Here is a 15,561-nt window from a genome sequence, read left to right as displayed (position 1 = left end):
TTATCGAGAACTTGCTCGAGGACTAGCCGAACATACTGGAACGAAACGAAGCGGGGCCGCTGGCAACATCGCTAGCGGCCCCGCTTTTGCACTATACGTTATGCCTTACTCGGCATCCTCGACCTCATACGAATCCGCCTCGGCCGGCTCATCGTTTGTCTCTGACGCAGCCCCACGCGCCTCGTCAAACGCCGCCTTCATGGTCTTGTTGCCCCACGTGAGCTTGCGAATGGTAAGATCGTCGGCCTTCTTGTTGGCTAGGCGCAGATTGTTCTCGGAGGACAGCAACGCCTCCTTGGTTTTCTGCAGATGGCTAATCGTCTTGTCGATCTCATCGATTGCCGTTTGGAACTTGCGGCTCGCGATCTCGTAGTTGCGGCCGAAATCGTTCTTGAACTTCTCCATCTTGGCTTCGAAGTTCGTGACGTCGATATTCTGCTGTTTGTACTCCGCCAGCTCCTGCTTATAGCGCAACGAACCCATGGCAGCGTTGCGAAGGAGCGTGATCATGGGAATGAAAAACTGCGGACGGATCACGTACATCTTCTCGTAGCGATAGCTCACGTCGACTATCCCTGCGTTATAGAGCTCGCTCTCGGGCTCGAGCAGCGTGCAGAGCACCGCGTACTCACAGCCTTTCTGGCGACGATCGTGATCGAGTTTCTTAAAGAAGTCCTCGTTTTTATGCTTGGTCGCGGTCTCGTCGTTCTCGTTTTTCATCTCGAACATAATCGAAATGACCTCGTTACCGCTCGCGTCGCGCTCGCGGAAGATAAAGTCGCCCTTGGTACCCTCGGACGCATCGTTATCTTTCTCGAAGTACGCGTTGGGAAACGCCGTCATGCGCAGACGGTTGAACTCGGTCTCGCAGTGCTGCTCGAGCGACTCGCCCACCATCTTGGTGGACAGACGGACCTTCATGTCCTTAAGGCGCTCAATCTCTTCATCCTTGTAGCGAATCAGGTCATCGCTCGCGCGCTTGGCCTGCGCAAGCTCCAGCTCGTGTGCCGCCTTGGCTTGCTCCTCGCGAGAATCGCGCACCGCCAGCTCGCTCGTCAGCTTGGCACGTGCCTCATCGCGCTCTCGCTCCGCCGCGGCGACCGCCTCTGACAGGTTCATTTTTGCCATCAGTTCCTGCTCGCGCAACTGGGCACGCAGCCCCTCGGCCTCTTGCTCGGACTGAGCCTTTGCGGCGGAAAACTTCTCTTGCACCTTCGCGCGATAGTCAGTAAGCGCGCGCTCGGCCTCGCTGCGAGCGGCATCGAGCTCACGCTGCGACTCGGCCGCGGCTGCGGCGAGCGCCATCTCCTGGGCCTTGTCCGCCGCGGAGAGCTTTGCCTGCAATTCGGCAATCTGCGCATCGCGTGCGGCCAAATCGTTTTGAGCGGCATTGCGCGCCGCCGACTCGACAAGCTTGGCTTCGTCATCCTTGCGCCCCAGCTGCGCACGCAAATTGTCGATCTCGCGCTGAAGCTCGGCATTCTCCTTTTGAGCGTCGGCACGGGCCTCAACCGCCGCGCGCTGGCTTGCACTCTCGCGCTCTGCGGCAGCGCCCTCGAGCTTAGCGCGCAGCTCGGCAAGCTCAGCATCGCGCTTGGCAACCTCTTGCGCCAGTTTCTGATCCGCAGTGTTCTTCTGCTCGACAAGCTGGGCATTGCGCTGAGACTCTGCCTGTTGCAAGGCAGCCGTCGAACGCGAGCGCTCAAGCTCCAGCGCCTGCTCGCCCTCGCGTTGGACTGCCTTCACACGCTCATCCAGGTCGCGCGAAAACTCGGCATCGCGCACCTGCTTGACGATATCCGCATAGCCGGATGCATCGACCTTAAAAACTTCGCCGCAATGCGGGCACTTGATCTCGTTCATAGCAGCTCCTCGATGGACGCAAATTTCAACCTTCTACACTCTACCGCGCCACGCGGACAAAAAAGGCGCCGCAGCCATAATGGCAACGGCGCCAGATCCACCGCGAGGGTGCCTATCCCCTTTGTGGTGGCTTGGGTCCTTACAGGTCGCGGTAGTCGATCAGGCGAAGATCGGATTGAGACTCAAGCCAAGCGCGAAGCTCGGGGTCGATCAGCGCATCGACTTCCTTGGTGCGATCGGTCGTAAGCGAGCTGTTCTCCAAGATAAAACGATCGAGATAGCCCGGATGGCACACAAAGACGACCGTCTCGCCGTCTGCCATCTCGCGAACCGTCCGCATAATCGAGTCCTTGGGTTCGTAGCCCGGCTCCATCGAGTGCATCACCATGCGCAGGTCGGTGGCACCGCATCGCACAACCGCCGTGGGGTCGAAGCTTGCCTTTTGCTCCTTAAGGCCCAGCTCCTGGGCAACCGCCGAGATCGCTCGGTTAAGGTTTTTGCTCATGACGGCATGGGCCTCAAAGTAATCGGGTTCGCGGCCCACAATCTCTACAAAGCGGTCATGCTGCGCGCGGATCTCGATGCAGGCCTCATCAAAGTCGATCAGTTCTTCGCCGCGCTTAAAATGCTCGCGGAAGGTACGGCTGCTATGGAACTCACCGCTCTCGTTGAGCATACTCGGAATGAGCTCCGGGTCGGCACACGGCTTGCCCAGACACACGTTGGTATGCTGGCCCACCGCAATATCGACATCTGCGACGAGCGACCACCCACGCTCGGCCTCGGGCATATTAGGCATGAGGCCCGCCGAGCGCACCAAGCCCTCGTTGACGCTTCGGGCAATCCCCAGGTCAACGGCATACGAATACCCGACATCATCGGCGCGAATAAGCAGTTGCTTCATAACGACTCCAATCTATGGAAAGGGGCACTTGGAGCATAGCCAAGTGCCCCGATATTTTTCCTAGCCAAACAGTCACTTTAAGCCTTAGCGGCAGCAACATCTTCCTCGAGCTGATCCTTGCTAAAGCCAAAGAGGTAGGCGATGACAGCGGCGGCAACAAATGCAGCGCCCGATGCAACGCAACCCCAGACGAGATTAGCCGTTCCGCCGGCAACAAAGCCGGTGACGCCCAGAATATTGGTCGCGCCCAGAACATACGTTGTCACATTGGTGAGGGCTGCGATCAAACCGCCGATAGCACCGCCGGCAACCATGGCGCCCAGGCAGCGAGTGTACTTAAAGCCACAGCCATACAGTGCGGGCTCCGTCACGCCGCCCACGATACCGGAGAGCGAGAAGCCGAGCATGGCGCCCTTCTCGTCGGTCTCCTTAAGGCGCAGGAAGGCACCGAAGGCCATGCCCCACGTAGCGAACTGAGAGATACCGGCCGCGACCATAACGCAGGAGTCGGAGCCCAGGGTGAGCAGCTGCACAATACCAAGGGCAAGCAGGACCTGGTGCATACCGGTCATAACCAGGAACTCCCAAAGTGCGGCAATGACGACGAGGGAGAGGATGGTGACGATGCCGCCGGCGTTACCGAGACCGAACATAAAGTTGCCGACCGTGCTGCCCAGGACGGAGCCGATCGGAGCCAGCACGCATAGCGAAACGGGAATCATGACGGCCATGGTGCCCACGGGTACAAACACCGTAGAGAGCATGTCGGGAATGATCTTCTTCATGAACTTCTCGACAACCATGAGCACCGGCATGGATAGCACCATGGGAAGCACAGTCGCAGAGTAGTTGTTCAGCTGAGCAGGCAACACACCATAAACCATCGTGGTCGTTACGCCCGAATCCGCTGCAGCGTTGACCATCGTCATGAGCTCAGGAGCAATGAGCACACCGCCGAGCATCATGCCGAGCGGCTGGCTGCAGCCAAGCTGCTTCGCAGCAGCCCAACCCAAATAAACGGGAAGGAAGTAATAACCGGCGTTGTAAATCCAGTTGTAGAAGAAGTTGTAGATGTCGGAATCGGCAGACCAAATGCCGAGCATGCCGTCACCGCAAACCACGGCGATGGTACGGAACATGGCAGCACCCATGATGATGGGGATCGTCATAACCATGGTCTTAGAGAGATAGTTGAGGATCTTGTTGCCCGCGGTCTTGAGCGTCAGCGGCTCCTTGGCGCCGCCATCGAGGCTCTCGTCAATGGAGCCTTCGCCCTTGACGCCCAACGCAATGGCGGCGTCATAGACCTTCGGCACGTTCTGGCCAATGATGACCTGATACTGGCCGCCAGACCACTGTGCACCCAGCACGCCCTTGATCTTCTTAACTTCATCGTCATTGGGAATGGACTGATCCTTGAGGTTCAGACGTAAGCGGGTCATGCAGTGCGTCGCGTTCGTCACATTGGAGGCGCCGCCGACGGCAGCAAGCACATCCTCGGCAATCTTCTTGTTATCGACAGCCATGTCGAATCCCTTCTCTTCCAACTAAAGGTCTGTGGGGCTTCACAGCATCAAGACGCACGATTCCGCTCGCGCCTGCGCAGCGCGCGATGCCCGTTGGCAAGAGATTTCATTGCATGTGATTCCCGGGTGGATCGACATGAAAAAAGCCCCGCGCACAACCGACAGAGACCCAATAATGGCCTCGGCAGAATCGGTAGTGCCTCTCGGAGCTGCGCCGTGAGTAACACCCAACACACGGCGAGTATATGCGGCAGATACGTTTACTGTGGCCCAGATTACCGATAAACGGTAGAAAACGACCCGCGAACGGTCACCATAACGGAAAAGGGGCGCCAGAGACCCTATCTATCCAGGCTGGTGGGAGCCACGCGATTCACGTGCATGATCAGATAGACGAGCTCTTCTTGGGCCAATGGCTCGCCAAAGGTCTCTTGAATCAGGTCGTCGATACGATGAGCACAGCGCGATGCCGCAGGATATTGCTCCACGAGCACGTCGTAAAGACCTGAGTTCTCGGTATCAATCGGCTCTTTTTTCGCCACGCGGTCGAGCAGATAGCGCACATGAGTGGCGAAACGAGCAAAGGCAAACGACGAGCGATCAACCGTCACGCCCAACTCTTCCTGAATAATCGCAACCGTCATATCGAGGAGATGCTCCTCGTGCTGTTCGGCAAGCACGCGCCGCTCGCTCGGCTTAATCGCCGCATTGATAATCGACATGGCGATACCCGCAGCCTCACTCTGGGGCATGCGAACGGCAAAAGTTTTCTTAATGCCGCGAACGGCTAGCTCGCCCAATCGATACTCAATCGGATGCAGCTGCTCCAGATCGCACTTGAGCGGCAACGACACCACCATATGTTCGCGGGCGCGCTTAATGGCAAACTGGATATGATCTGCCAGCGTAATGGGCAGATTGGGACTCAATTCGTACGAAAGCTGTCCGGTCGCAATATCTGCCAGCTGAGCAGAAAACTCAAGTACCTCGGGGTCAACCTCGTCGATGAACGCCAGATACTTTGAATCGATGCCGTAAAAGGTGCGCGTGACGACGTCCAGGTCGACCTCGTGCGGCATGTCGCCAAAACCGATACCACGACCCAACGCGATAAGCTGGCGCCCCGCACCATCTTCGCAGATGGCAGCGTTGTGGTTAATGCGCTGGATAGCCCTCATGGAATCATCGCTCCTACTAAAACACGCCGTGCAGACCATCCACACGGCGCGTTCATTCTACCTGCACTTGCAGCTACAGTCCAAAGAAGCTCAAGATCTGGTCTCGGCTTACGGGCTTGTAGTCGTTGGCATCGAGACCGACATCGTAGCGAAAGATAGGGCGCTCGCGATCGCGGTTGCGCGCGTTGGTGCGGTCTCCCCTGCTGTGGATATGCCCGTGCAGCATGATGGCGCCACGCGCCTTGCCATTCCAACTGAGCATGGGGTAGTGGCTCATAACCAGACGATGGCCCTTGGCATAGCCGGGAGCAATCTCCAGGTAATCGCGCACGTCTTCCCAAATCTGCGGTGCGCCGGAATCTTCCCAGTCGCCGTCATGGTTGCCACGGATGAGTGTCACGTTCTGGCATTCGATGCGCTCGCGCAGGCGCACCGCCTCCGCCATGGGCAAGCGATACGTAAAGTCTCCCAGGATATAGAGGCGGTCGTCCGCCGCCACGCACTCATTGATGGCATCGACGACCTTACGGTTCATCTCCTCGACCGAATCAAACGGTCGATCCATGTCGTGCAGGATATTCGTGTCGCCCAGGTGCAGGTCGGCGGTAAACCACATCATCGTCTGTATCCTCATTTCGCAACTTGTCCAACTCGTGCTAAGTATACAGACGCAGCGATGCGGCGGTTATCCAAAGAGCCCGCCGAACAGTCCGCGGCGGCGCTTGTCCTGCTTGTTCGAAGCGTCACCCTGAGTTTTCTTGTCCTGCCGCTTCTTACGGTCCTGCTCCAGCTCATCATCGTCGAGCAGCATATCCCATTCAAACGGGTCATCCGTCAGATCAAACAGACCATCGTCGTCAAACATGGCCGCCTCCATTGCCGACTAGCGAGCATCCACCACATAAAGGCCAACGCGCACCTGATGCCACGGGCTGCGCTCGGGGGCAACCTGTTGCACGCGGGCCTCAAACACGTCCTCGTGGCCGTAATACATCATCAAGGACAGCGGGCCGACCTCGTTTCCCGGAACATAGCCGAGCTTGGTCTTGCCGTAGTAGATTGCAACCGCCTCGGGATCATGGGGGTTATCGCGCTCGGCACACAGTGACAGCTTATCGCCAACCTTAAGATCCCCCAGGACCAAGGCACCGTCGGCATACTGAAATCCCGCAATATGAAACGACAGAAGAACACGTGAAGGCTCGTACATGGCAGCTCCTCTAACGGCCGGATAAACCGGCGCTTAACCTTATTGAGAAGTCTACGAACTCGTGCGGACACAGATTCACCCGCCCATGCCTTTTGCTCATTTGTCGCAACGCTCACATGACAGAGCGCTTGCAAATAAGATAGGAATACGCGGATGGCACCCGTGGCAGCGGGTCTTGTCAACTCCGATACACGTATTCATCGTGAGAAGTGGCCGTCTTCGCTTACGCGGGGACGGCCACTTTTATCCCTATCTTCTATCCCATTCTAGTGTACAAACATGCGCACGAATTTGTGCTTCCAGCTTGCGTAGGGCGCATAGCGGAATGGCACGTCCAGCCAGGTTGCCTTGTTCACGATGCTCTTCTTGTGACTAAACGCATCGAAACTCTCGCGGCCATGGTACTGGCCCATACCGCTCGCACCCATGCCGCCAAAGCCCATATGGCTCGTAGCCAAGTGCATGATCGTGTCGTTGACGCAGCCTCCGCCAAAGGGCACGTAGCGCACAAAGCGCCGCTGAGCCGCACCGTCCTGGCTAAAGATATACAGAGCCAGCGGCGTCGGGCGATCCGTAATAAACGTCTCGGCCTCGTCAAGGCTCTCAAACGTCAGCACTGGCAAGATGGGGCCGAAGATTTCCTCCTGCATCACGGCGTCATCGGGGGACACGCCGTCCAAAATCGTCGGCTCGATCTTGAGCGAAGCCTCGCGCGCGGTACCTCCAAGCACGACCTTATCGGGATCGATCAGCCCGCACACGCGCGCAAAATGCTTGGCGTTGACGATATGCCCGTAGTCCTCGTTATCGAGCGGATGCTCGCCAAACATACGGCGGACCTCCTCCTTGATGAGGCCCAGCAGCTCGTCGTGCACGCGCGCATCGACCAGCAGGTAGTCGGGCGCCACGCAGGTCTGCCCCACGTTGAGCCATTTACCAAAGGCGATACGCCGCGCCGCGACCTTCAAGTTTGCCGTCGCATCCACGATGCAGGGGCTCTTGCCGCCCAACTCAAGCGTCACGGGCGTGAGGTTTTTGCTCGCGCGCTCCATGACGAGCTTGCCGACCGGAACACTACCGGTAAAGAAGATTTTGTCCCAACATTCATCGAGCAGCGCCTTATTCTCGGCACGCCCGCCTTCGACGACCGTCACCAGGCGCGAATCAAATGCTTCTTCGCAGATTTGCTTGAGCACCGTGCTCGATGCCGGAGCATAGGCGCTCGGCTTGATGACCACAGTATTGCCCGCGGCAAGGGCACCGGCGAGTGGCTCGAGCGTCAGCAAAAACGGGTAGTTCCACGGAGCCATGATGAGCGTGACGCCATAGGGCACGGCTTGCGTCTTGCACACACTAATGGCATTGGCGAGGTCGCAGGGGCGCAGGCGTGGGCGGCTCCATCGGGCCACATGCGCAATCTGATGGCGAATCTCGGAAAGCGACGTGCCGATCTCGCACATATATGCCTCGTCATGCGACTTTCCCAAATCGGTCTTGAGCGCATGGGCGATATCGCCCTCGTGCGCACGAACCGCATCGCGCAGGCGCACCAGTGCGCGGCGGCGAGCATCGACATCAAACGTAGCGTGCGTCTTAAAGTAGGCGCGCTGCTCGCCGACGATGCACGCAATTTCCTCGGTGTTCATGGCACCCTCCTAGTTCTCGTCCTCAAACATACCACCCGCGACGACCTCGTACATATGCTCGAGCTCCGAGCGGGCCATCAAAAGCGGAACGGGGTACAGCGGATTGGCCTCGGCATCGGCATGTGCCGCCATTTCGGGAATGTCGGAGCGGCGAATGCCCGCCACATATTTGGGAATGTCCAAGGCGGCGTTCATTCGATCGACCCAATCGATAAAGGCCTCGGCCGCAAGACCATCCCGTGCGGTAGCCGACGCAATGCCCGCCATGCGAGCGAGGTCGGCAAGCTTGGGGGCGGCGGCGTCACCATAAGCGCGAAGCATATGCGGCAGGATGATGGCGTTAGCCAAGCCGTGCGGAATCCCGTAACGCCCGCCCAAGCTGTGTGCGATGGCATGAACGTATCCAACATAGGAGCGCGTAAAGGCAACACCCGCCTTATACGCCGCCGAAAGCATATTGCGGCGCGCACGCATGTTGTCGCCATGCTCATAGGCCTCGAGCAAATTGTCGTAGATGAGCTGAACCGCCTGTCGCGCCATCTTGCGCGTATAGGGCGTGGTGCTTCGCCCGATAAAGGCCTCGACGGCATGCGTCAGGGCGTCCATGCCCGTCTGCCCCGTAATGGAGGCGGGCAGGCCGCGCGTAAGCTCGGGGTCGTGCACCGCAAGGCGCGGGATAAGCACAAAGTCGTTAATGGGGTACTTGTAGTGCGTCTCGTCATCGGTAATTACCGCTGCAAGTGTGACCTCGCTTCCCGTGCCTGCCGTGGTGGGAACGGCGATGAGCAGCGGCAGGCGACGATGAATCCGCAGCAGCCCGCGCATCTTGTTGATGGGCTTGTTTGGCTGCGCGATGCGTGCTCCCACGCCCTTGGCACAGTCCATGGCCGAGCCACCGCCAAAGCCGATAATGGCCCGGCAGTCGTTCTCGCGATACAGCGCCGCCGCTTCCTCCACGTTTGAGACCGTGGGGTTCGCACGCGTTTCGGCATAGACCGTAACGCCAATTCCCTGAGCCGTAAGCGCACGCTCGAGTGATGCCGTGAGCCCCAAACGTGCAATACCAGGGTCTGTCACGATAAGGACCTTCTGGATCGAGCGCTTTTGAAGCACCGCGGGCGCATCCTCAGCATGCTCCAGAATGCGTGGCTCGGTATAGGGCAGCACCGGCAATGCGATGCGAAAAACCGTTTGATACGTTCGGCACCAGGCGCGGCGGGCTAGATGCATAAAGGAAACTCCCTCATTTGTTGATTGGTCAACATTTGCTCGACCGATTGTACTCAGCGGCGGTCAAAGACGGCCTGCCAATCGTTAATCAATCAACATCTTCATATCTTAAAATTTTTTATTAAAAATCATTCCTAATAGGCTTCACATTTGGTCGCATTTATGGATAATAGAACTCGTCAAGACGCACGTCCGGAGAGGGCCCTTACGGGACCGGACGAGCGCGCAATCGCCATCGATCGAAAGGATCGAATCATGAAGTTTGTTTGCCCCGTTTGCGGTTATGTGGAAGAGTTCGACGGCGACCAGCTGCCCGAGGATTTTAAATGCCCCCAGTGCGGCGTTCCCGGTTCTCGTTTCCTGAAGCAGGAGGAGGGCCAGCTCGAGTGGGCTGCCGAGCACGTCGTGGGTGTCGCCAAGATGGAGGGCGTCTCCGAGGACATCGTTGCCGACCTGCGCGCCAACTTTGAGGGCGAGTGCTCCGAGGTCGGTATGTACCTGGCCATGGCTCGCGTCGCTCATCGCGAGGGCTACCCCGAGATCGGCCTGTACTGGGAGAAGGCTGCTCACGAGGAGGCCGAGCACGCCGCAAAGTTCGCTGAGCTCCTGGGCGAGGTCGTGACCGACTCCACCAAGAAGAACCTCGAGATGCGCGTTGAGGCCGAGAACGGCGCCACCGCCGGCAAGACCGATCTTGCCAAGCGCGCCAAGGCCGCCGGCCTCGATGCCATCCACGACACCGTGCACGAGATGGCTCGCGACGAGGCCCGCCACGGCAAGGCTTTCGCCGGCCTGCTCAAGCGCTACTTTGGCTAAGCCAACCGCCTGAGAGACAATCTTTAGCTCGATAAGGCCCGGACCGCATGGTTCGGGCCTTTTTCGTGCCTCACGAACTTGTTAACTCCCTGAAATAGGACCACCTTAGGCATCGGATTCTCGTCAAAAAATAAGTGAGTAGACTTTTTGGAACTTGCCGAGCAGGCCATCCATATTGCTTTATAAAGTCGCAGGTAAATGACTTGTTGCAAAAACGGCCTGGTCGCCATCAAGCCAAAAGTCTACTCACTTAGTTTCGCAGCCGTCCACGATCGAGCTATTTTGTGTCTAACGGGCATCTTTTCGTCGATTACTCCCAATTTTGTCCAGTCAACGAATAGTTCAGACCGGAGTAATGTCTCAGCCCTTTGCTCATCTGAGCTTTTATCACGATATTCAGCATCGAGCATCCTGCATACGGCCTTAACGATCGCGCGGAATCTATCCTCATCGGATATCTGTCTGTGTGTCAGGAGAAGTACATCGTAGCCCATGGCCTGAAGGGCTGTCATGCGGTCAGCGTCACGCAAGCCATCCCCTGCGCGTCCGTGCGAGGCCTTTCCCTGACATTCAATGGCCACCTGTCGCTTGCCGTCCGGCGAAGAGAGAAGTAGGTCGATATATACACGGGACTTTCCCACAATCGCTCGAGCACTTGTGCTTAGCGTCACTTCGACATTGAGCTCTATGCCGCAAAACCCTTCGCCTCCCAGGGCTCGCGGCAGTCCAAGCAACAAATACGCCTCGACCTCAAAAGGCGACGCGGCACCCAATGGAACGAGTTGCGATACCGCCATAAATCTATTGCCGTAACGCATCCCGCAAACATCTGAACAAAAACGGTCAAGGTCTCTGCCCAAAACCAAAGCGTCTCGACGCCATAAACTTGAAGTGATGCCGTCCTCGGACGGGCAGCGCACCCAACCGAACGTTGTCGAAATCGCGCCCGAATCAATTGCACGCGAAAGCTCCGCCTCAAGCGCCACCGGCAGAGCACACACCGCAAACAAGCCACACATCTCCGCCAACACAAAAAGAAGCTGGAGATCCGTCAGATGTCGAGACATGATAAATGCCGTCAGTAGAGGAGACGTGACCAAAAATCCATGCTCCGTTTCCAACACAGATTCCCTGGGGAGCTCACCAAGGAACAGCCGCTGCCTAATGCTGACAGGGCAGGTCCGTTTGTTTCTCGTCCGAACCAATGTATACAACGGAAAACCGAGCGCGACTGCAGCCGTCGGGTTGCGGGCGAGATCATATCGCTGCCGGTCTTCTTCCGGTCGTGGAAACGGCGGACACAAAGCGCGGACTTGAGGAGGCAAACGCCAGTACCTAAAAGCCGATATGTCACAAAGTAGATCCTTCATAGGCACAGGAAAACACGGATTTCAACCCAATCGGTCTCGCATTGGCGCGAACGCAACAAAAATGGCACCGAACGGACTGCTAAGTTTTCAACAGCCCTCCCCAACTGACCAAAAGCTTGCCGAGAGCTGGACGAAGCACTGTTGAAAACCCCATTTTTTTTCTCATGCAGAAGCTTTGCGCGGCAAGTGAGTAGACTTTTTCGAACTTGCCGTGCAGACCAGCCAAATTGCTTTATAAAGTCGCAGGTAGATAGCTTGTGGTAAAACGGCTTGGTCGCCAAAATGCCAAAAGTCTACTCACTTAGATTGCAGAGCGCCCCCCATTAGCTGCAATTCCAAGGTAGTTAGCACTTTTGGATTCAGATCGTCATACTGAACAAGAATTTGACTTGAGTTTTCAGGGACAAATGCACCATCGGCACACCAATAACAGTCACTGATATCGATAAACGGAATACCCGAGCGCGTGAGAGCCCGCGCAAAAGAGCTTCCACCCGTTCCGCGCTCCGCAACAACAGTGCAGTAAAGGCCCGCGTCCGCATGCTCGATCGAGACCTCCCCTGCCGGAAACGCTTTCCGTACAAGCGCCGCCAGGCCATCACGCGCCTCGCGAGCACGAACACGCACGCGGTTCACATGCCGCTCGTAATCACCCGATTCCAGCAAACGTGCCAAAGCGACCTGGTCAACAGAACTCACCGACGAGGCGTAGAAACCAAGGCTGCGCCTAAACCGCTCCATCAGCTCATCGGGCAACACCATGTACGCTAGACGCAACGCCGATGACAGGCTCTTCGAAAACGTGTTGGTATAGATGACCGACTGGGCGGCATCGATCGAAGCGAGCGCAGGAATCGGCTTACCGGCCAGACGAAACTCACAATCAAAGTCATCTTCGATGAGATATCGACCCGGCCGTTCAGCGGCCCAGCTGAGCAGCGCGTAGCGACGCGCAATGCTCGTCACAAGGCCGGTCGGATACTGATGGGACGGCATCAGGTGAAGGACATCAGTCCCGCTTTTCTGCAGAGTGCTCAAGTCCACGCCCTCATCATCCAACGGGATATGTCGAACTTTGCAGCCCATGGCCTGATAGATGCGCGTCAGGCGCAAATAGCCCGGATCCTCAACGGCATACACCTTGTCGGCTCCAAGCAACTGAACCAACATGGTATCGAGCAGCTGGGCGCCCGCACCGATAACGATGTTGTCGGGGTCGACATTCATACCCCTTGTCCCGCGCAGGTGGCGAGCAATTGCGCGTCGTAGCCGAGCGGCGCCCTGTGCCGGCGCAGTCGAAAAGATTTCGCGTTCGTCTTCGGATGCCAGCGTCGCCCGCAGCGCGCTTTGCCAAAGCCGCGCCGCCTCCAAAGCGGAAGGAGAAAGCGCATCAAATCGCTCGACCTGTCCGTTGACATCATGTGCGCTGGGGCCCACGGAGACGGCATCTCGGTCGATGCCCTCCGCAGCCGAAGGCAAAACCGGTGCATCTGGAAGCTCGCAAGCGTAGTAGCCACGACGCGGCATTGAGCAAATATAGCCCTCGGCAAGTAACTGGTTATAAGCATTCTCGATAGTAATGACACTGATTCCCAGATGACTGGCAAAGGCGCGCTTAGACGGAAGATGTTCCCCCGCCGCAATGCGTCCAGCTACGATATCATCTCGAATTTGCTGATAAACATACTCATAGAGCGATGCTTCGCCGCGTTTTTCCAAATTATAGTCAAGCATGTGTTTGCCACCTGGCCTTATCGCGCTGTTCAATCTGGTATTAGTCTGACCTTGATATTATCTCGAAAACTGAGTATTTCGCCATACCCAGCTCCCCGATAGGATGTTCCGTCAAGCAATGCACATGCCAACAAAGGGAGCAACCATGGCAGAACAGACCAGCAAGGCCGATCGCGTCAAACTCAATCGCGAGCTCGCGCAAATGCTCAAGGGCGGCGTCATCATGGACGTCACCACGCCCGAGCAGGCACGCATCGCCGAGGAGGCGGGCGCCTGCGCTGTCATGGCACTTGAGCGCATCCCGGCCGATATCCGTGCCGCAGGCGGCGTCTCGCGCATGAGCGACCCCAAGATGATCAAGGGCATCCAAGAGGCCGTCTCCATCCCCGTTATGGCCAAGTGCCGCATCGGGCACATTGTCGAGGCGCAGGTCCTGCAGGCCATCGAGATCGATTACATCGACGAGTCCGAGGTTCTTTCCCCTGCCGATGACGTCTATCACATCGACAAGGCCCAGTTTGACGTGCCGTTTGTCTGCGGCGCCCGCGATCTGGGCGAGGCGTTGCGCCGTGTTGCCGAGGGCGCCACGATGATCCGCACCAAGGGCGAGCCGGGCACGGGCGACGTGGTCCAGGCCGTGCGCCACATGCGCAAGATCCAGAAGCAGATCCGCGACGTTGTTGCCCTGCGCGACGATGAGCTCTTTGAGGCAGCCAAGCAACTACAGGTTCCGGTCGAGCTGGTGCGCGAGGTCCATGCCACGGGCAAGCTTCCCGTCGTGAACTTTGCCGCCGGCGGCGTAGCGACCCCCGCCGACGCCGCGCTGATGATGCAGCTGGGCGCCGAGGGCGTCTTTGTCGGCTCGGGCATCTTTAAGAGCGGCGACCCCGCCAAGCGCGCCGCCGCCATCGTCAAGGCCGTGGCAAACTTCACCGATGCCAAGCTCATCGCCGAGCTTTCGGAAGACCTGGGCGAGGCCATGGTGGGCATCAACGCCGACGAGATCGAAATCATCATGGAGGAGCGCGGGCGCTAGTCCAGCAGAAAGGATCGCACATGAGTGATTACGCAGACCAAACGGTCGCCGTGCTGGCGGTCCAAGGCGCTTTTGCCGAGCATGAGGCGAGGCTGTACGAGCTGGGCGCACGTTGTATTGAGTTGAGACAGGCGGCTGATTTGAAGCAGGACTTTGACCGTCTGGTACTCCCCGGCGGCGAGTCTACCGTTCAGGGCAAGCTACTTGCCGAGCTCGGCATGCTCGATGAGCTTCGCACCCACATTGTTGAAGGCATGCCCGTCCTTGGCACCTGCGCCGGCTTGATTCTATTGGCGCGCAATCTTGCCGCACACGACGATAAAGGAACGCCGCGCCTGGCAACCATGGACGTACACGTTGAGCGTAATGCCTATGGCAGACAGCTCGGCAGTTTTCGCACTCAAGGATCCGTCGCCGGCATCGACGGTGAGGTGCCGCTGACGTTTATCCGCGCGCCCCGTATCGTCGAAGTGCACGGCGACGCTGAGGCCCTAGCCGAAGTCGACGGCCGTATCGTCGCCGCCCGCCAAGGCAACCAGCTCGGCGTAACCTTCCACCCCGAACTCGACGAAGACACCCGCCTCCACGAACTGTTCCTACAAATGTAGGCATCGAAATCAACAAACGAAACGAGCGTGGATAATCTCCAGCCTTGAGCATAAATATGGGCTCATACCGGGAGATTATCCACTCTCATTTTTTGGTGCAAATGATCCCTTGGGGATGCCGATGTTTTGGTACCGACAGCGAAAACCCGCCAGAGCGAGCAAGGTGCCTTGAAACGAGGCGGCATTGATCTTTTGATCATGCCGCCGAAGTTGAAAGGCAGATTGCCGCTCTGACGGGTTTGCAGCGTCAACTAATTACGCGGTTCGTAGAACCGCGTAACCCCTAAAAGCGGTTGCCGCGGAAGCCGCCGCCGTTGCGGCCGCCACGGTCGCCGCCGCGACCGCCGCGGTCGTTACCACGGTTGCCGCCGAAGCCGCCACGGTTGCCACCGCGATCGCCATAGCCACCACGGTTGCCACCAAAGCCGCCGCGACCGCCA

The 15,561-nt window shown here is 58.0% G+C and carries 14 protein-coding genes; 3 read left to right on the top strand and 11 right to left on the bottom strand.

Translation table 11 applies throughout. The features are described 5' to 3' along the window. Window positions 1-105 precede the first annotated feature (105 nt). The 9 genes from DXC52_RS04045 to DXC52_RS04005 all read right to left on the bottom strand — a co-directional run bounded on the left by DXC52_RS04045 (window position 106) and on the right by DXC52_RS04005 (window position 9,557). The gene (locus tag DXC52_RS04045; protein ID WP_055310523.1) at window positions 106-1,863 is read right to left on the bottom strand and encodes a DUF2130 domain-containing protein; all 1,758 of its coding nucleotides are present in this window, start codon (window positions 1,861-1,863) and stop codon (window positions 106-108) included. 139 nt (window positions 1,864-2,002) lie between these two features. Further along, window positions 2,003-2,767: a ChbG/HpnK family deacetylase gene (locus tag DXC52_RS04040; RefSeq protein WP_117746244.1), complete on the bottom strand. Its 765-nt coding sequence runs from the start codon at window positions 2,765-2,767 to the stop codon at window positions 2,003-2,005. A 77-nt stretch (window positions 2,768-2,844) separates the two neighbouring features. Further along, window positions 2,845-4,293 carry a PTS transporter subunit EIIC gene (locus DXC52_RS04035; RefSeq protein ID WP_117746243.1) on the bottom strand — a complete coding sequence of 483 codons (1,449 nt, stop codon included), beginning with the start codon at window positions 4,291-4,293 and terminating at the stop codon, window positions 2,845-2,847. A gap of 341 nt (window positions 4,294-4,634) precedes the next feature. Then, a complete protein-coding gene (locus DXC52_RS04030; RefSeq protein ID WP_158554585.1) occupies window positions 4,635-5,471 on the bottom strand; it encodes a PRD domain-containing protein in 837 nt (278 codons plus the stop codon). 73 nt (window positions 5,472-5,544) lie between these two features. Then, window positions 5,545-6,090, bottom strand: a complete 546-nt coding sequence (locus DXC52_RS04025; RefSeq protein ID WP_233504800.1) for a metallophosphoesterase — start codon at window positions 6,088-6,090, stop codon at window positions 5,545-5,547. Window positions 6,091-6,156: 66 nt separating this feature from the next. Further along, window positions 6,157-6,336, bottom strand: coding sequence for a hypothetical protein (locus DXC52_RS04020; protein ID WP_117746240.1), 180 nt, complete (start codon window positions 6,334-6,336; stop codon window positions 6,157-6,159). A gap of 18 nt (window positions 6,337-6,354) precedes the next feature. Continuing rightward, window positions 6,355-6,681 carry an HIRAN domain-containing protein gene (locus DXC52_RS04015; RefSeq protein ID WP_117746239.1) on the bottom strand — a complete coding sequence of 109 codons (327 nt, stop codon included), beginning with the start codon at window positions 6,679-6,681 and terminating at the stop codon, window positions 6,355-6,357. A gap of 266 nt (window positions 6,682-6,947) precedes the next feature. Next, on the bottom strand, window positions 6,948-8,327 hold the full coding sequence (locus DXC52_RS04010; protein WP_117746238.1) for an aldehyde dehydrogenase: 1,380 nt from the start codon (window positions 8,325-8,327) through the stop codon (window positions 6,948-6,950). A gap of 9 nt (window positions 8,328-8,336) precedes the next feature. Continuing rightward, a complete protein-coding gene (locus DXC52_RS04005; RefSeq protein ID WP_117746237.1) occupies window positions 8,337-9,557 on the bottom strand; it encodes an iron-containing alcohol dehydrogenase in 1,221 nt (406 codons plus the stop codon). Window positions 9,558-9,809: 252 nt separating this feature from the next. Here DXC52_RS04005 and DXC52_RS04000 point away from each other — a divergent pair, with 252 nt between their 5' ends. Next, on the top strand, window positions 9,810-10,373 hold the full coding sequence (locus tag DXC52_RS04000) for a ferritin family protein (protein ID WP_070097113.1): 564 nt from the start codon (window positions 9,810-9,812) through the stop codon (window positions 10,371-10,373). 242 nt (window positions 10,374-10,615) lie between these two features. Here the strand turns inward: DXC52_RS04000 and DXC52_RS03995 are convergent, their stop codons facing one another. Together DXC52_RS03995 and DXC52_RS03990 are read right to left on the bottom strand one after the other, a co-directional pair. Then, the gene (locus tag DXC52_RS03995) at window positions 10,616-11,494 is read right to left on the bottom strand and encodes a hypothetical protein (RefSeq protein WP_117746236.1); all 879 of its coding nucleotides are present in this window, start codon (window positions 11,492-11,494) and stop codon (window positions 10,616-10,618) included. Between the two features lie 546 nt (window positions 11,495-12,040). After that, window positions 12,041-13,477 carry a PLP-dependent aminotransferase family protein gene (locus tag DXC52_RS03990; protein ID WP_117746235.1) on the bottom strand — a complete coding sequence of 479 codons (1,437 nt, stop codon included), beginning with the start codon at window positions 13,475-13,477 and terminating at the stop codon, window positions 12,041-12,043. A gap of 145 nt (window positions 13,478-13,622) precedes the next feature. Here DXC52_RS03990 and pdxS point away from each other — a divergent pair, with 145 nt between their 5' ends. Both pdxS and pdxT read left to right on the top strand, forming a co-directional pair. Continuing rightward, window positions 13,623-14,513 carry a pyridoxal 5'-phosphate synthase lyase subunit PdxS gene (gene pdxS / locus DXC52_RS03985; protein ID WP_117746234.1) on the top strand — a complete coding sequence of 297 codons (891 nt, stop codon included), beginning with the start codon at window positions 13,623-13,625 and terminating at the stop codon, window positions 14,511-14,513. Between the two features lie 20 nt (window positions 14,514-14,533). Next, a complete protein-coding gene (gene pdxT, locus DXC52_RS03980; RefSeq protein ID WP_117746233.1) occupies window positions 14,534-15,121 on the top strand; it encodes a pyridoxal 5'-phosphate synthase glutaminase subunit PdxT in 588 nt (195 codons plus the stop codon). The last annotated feature ends 440 nt before the right edge of the window (window positions 15,122-15,561 follow it).

It is taken from the genome of Collinsella sp. TF05-9AC, assembly GCF_003438495.1.
Taxonomy (GTDB): domain Bacteria; phylum Actinomycetota; class Coriobacteriia; order Coriobacteriales; family Coriobacteriaceae; genus Collinsella.
This window is presented reverse-complemented; position numbering and strand designations above follow the sequence as displayed.

What these genes read in the sequence shown, in the direction of transcription:
- DXC52_RS04025 (WP_233504800.1), bottom strand. Translation starts at nt 6,090, where the DNA reads ATGATGTGGTTTACCGCCGACCTGCACCTGGGCGACACGAATATCCTG.
- pdxS (WP_117746234.1), top strand. Translation starts at nt 13,623, where the DNA reads ATGGCAGAACAGACCAGCAAGGCCGATCGCGTCAAACTCAATCGCGAG.
- DXC52_RS04045 (WP_055310523.1), bottom strand. Translation starts at nt 1,863, where the DNA reads ATGAACGAGATCAAGTGCCCGCATTGCGGCGAAGTTTTTAAGGTCGAT.
- DXC52_RS04035 (WP_117746243.1), bottom strand. Translation starts at nt 4,293, where the DNA reads ATGGCTGTCGATAACAAGAAGATTGCCGAGGATGTGCTTGCTGCCGTC.
- DXC52_RS04015 (WP_117746239.1), bottom strand. Translation starts at nt 6,681, where the DNA reads ATGTACGAGCCTTCACGTGTTCTTCTGTCGTTTCATATTGCGGGATTT.
- DXC52_RS04030 (WP_158554585.1), bottom strand. Translation starts at nt 5,471, where the DNA reads ATGAGGGCTATCCAGCGCATTAACCACAACGCTGCCATCTGCGAAGAT.
- DXC52_RS04005 (WP_117746237.1), bottom strand. Translation starts at nt 9,557, where the DNA reads ATGCATCTAGCCCGCCGCGCCTGGTGCCGAACGTATCAAACGGTTTTT.
- DXC52_RS04020 (WP_117746240.1), bottom strand. Translation starts at nt 6,336, where the DNA reads ATGTTTGACGACGATGGTCTGTTTGATCTGACGGATGACCCGTTTGAA.
- DXC52_RS04040 (WP_117746244.1), bottom strand. Translation starts at nt 2,767, where the DNA reads ATGAAGCAACTGCTTATTCGCGCCGATGATGTCGGGTATTCGTATGCC.
- DXC52_RS04010 (WP_117746238.1), bottom strand. Translation starts at nt 8,327, where the DNA reads ATGAACACCGAGGAAATTGCGTGCATCGTCGGCGAGCAGCGCGCCTAC.
- pdxT (WP_117746233.1), top strand. Translation starts at nt 14,534, where the DNA reads ATGAGTGATTACGCAGACCAAACGGTCGCCGTGCTGGCGGTCCAAGGC.
- DXC52_RS03990 (WP_117746235.1), bottom strand. Translation starts at nt 13,477, where the DNA reads ATGCTTGACTATAATTTGGAAAAACGCGGCGAAGCATCGCTCTATGAG.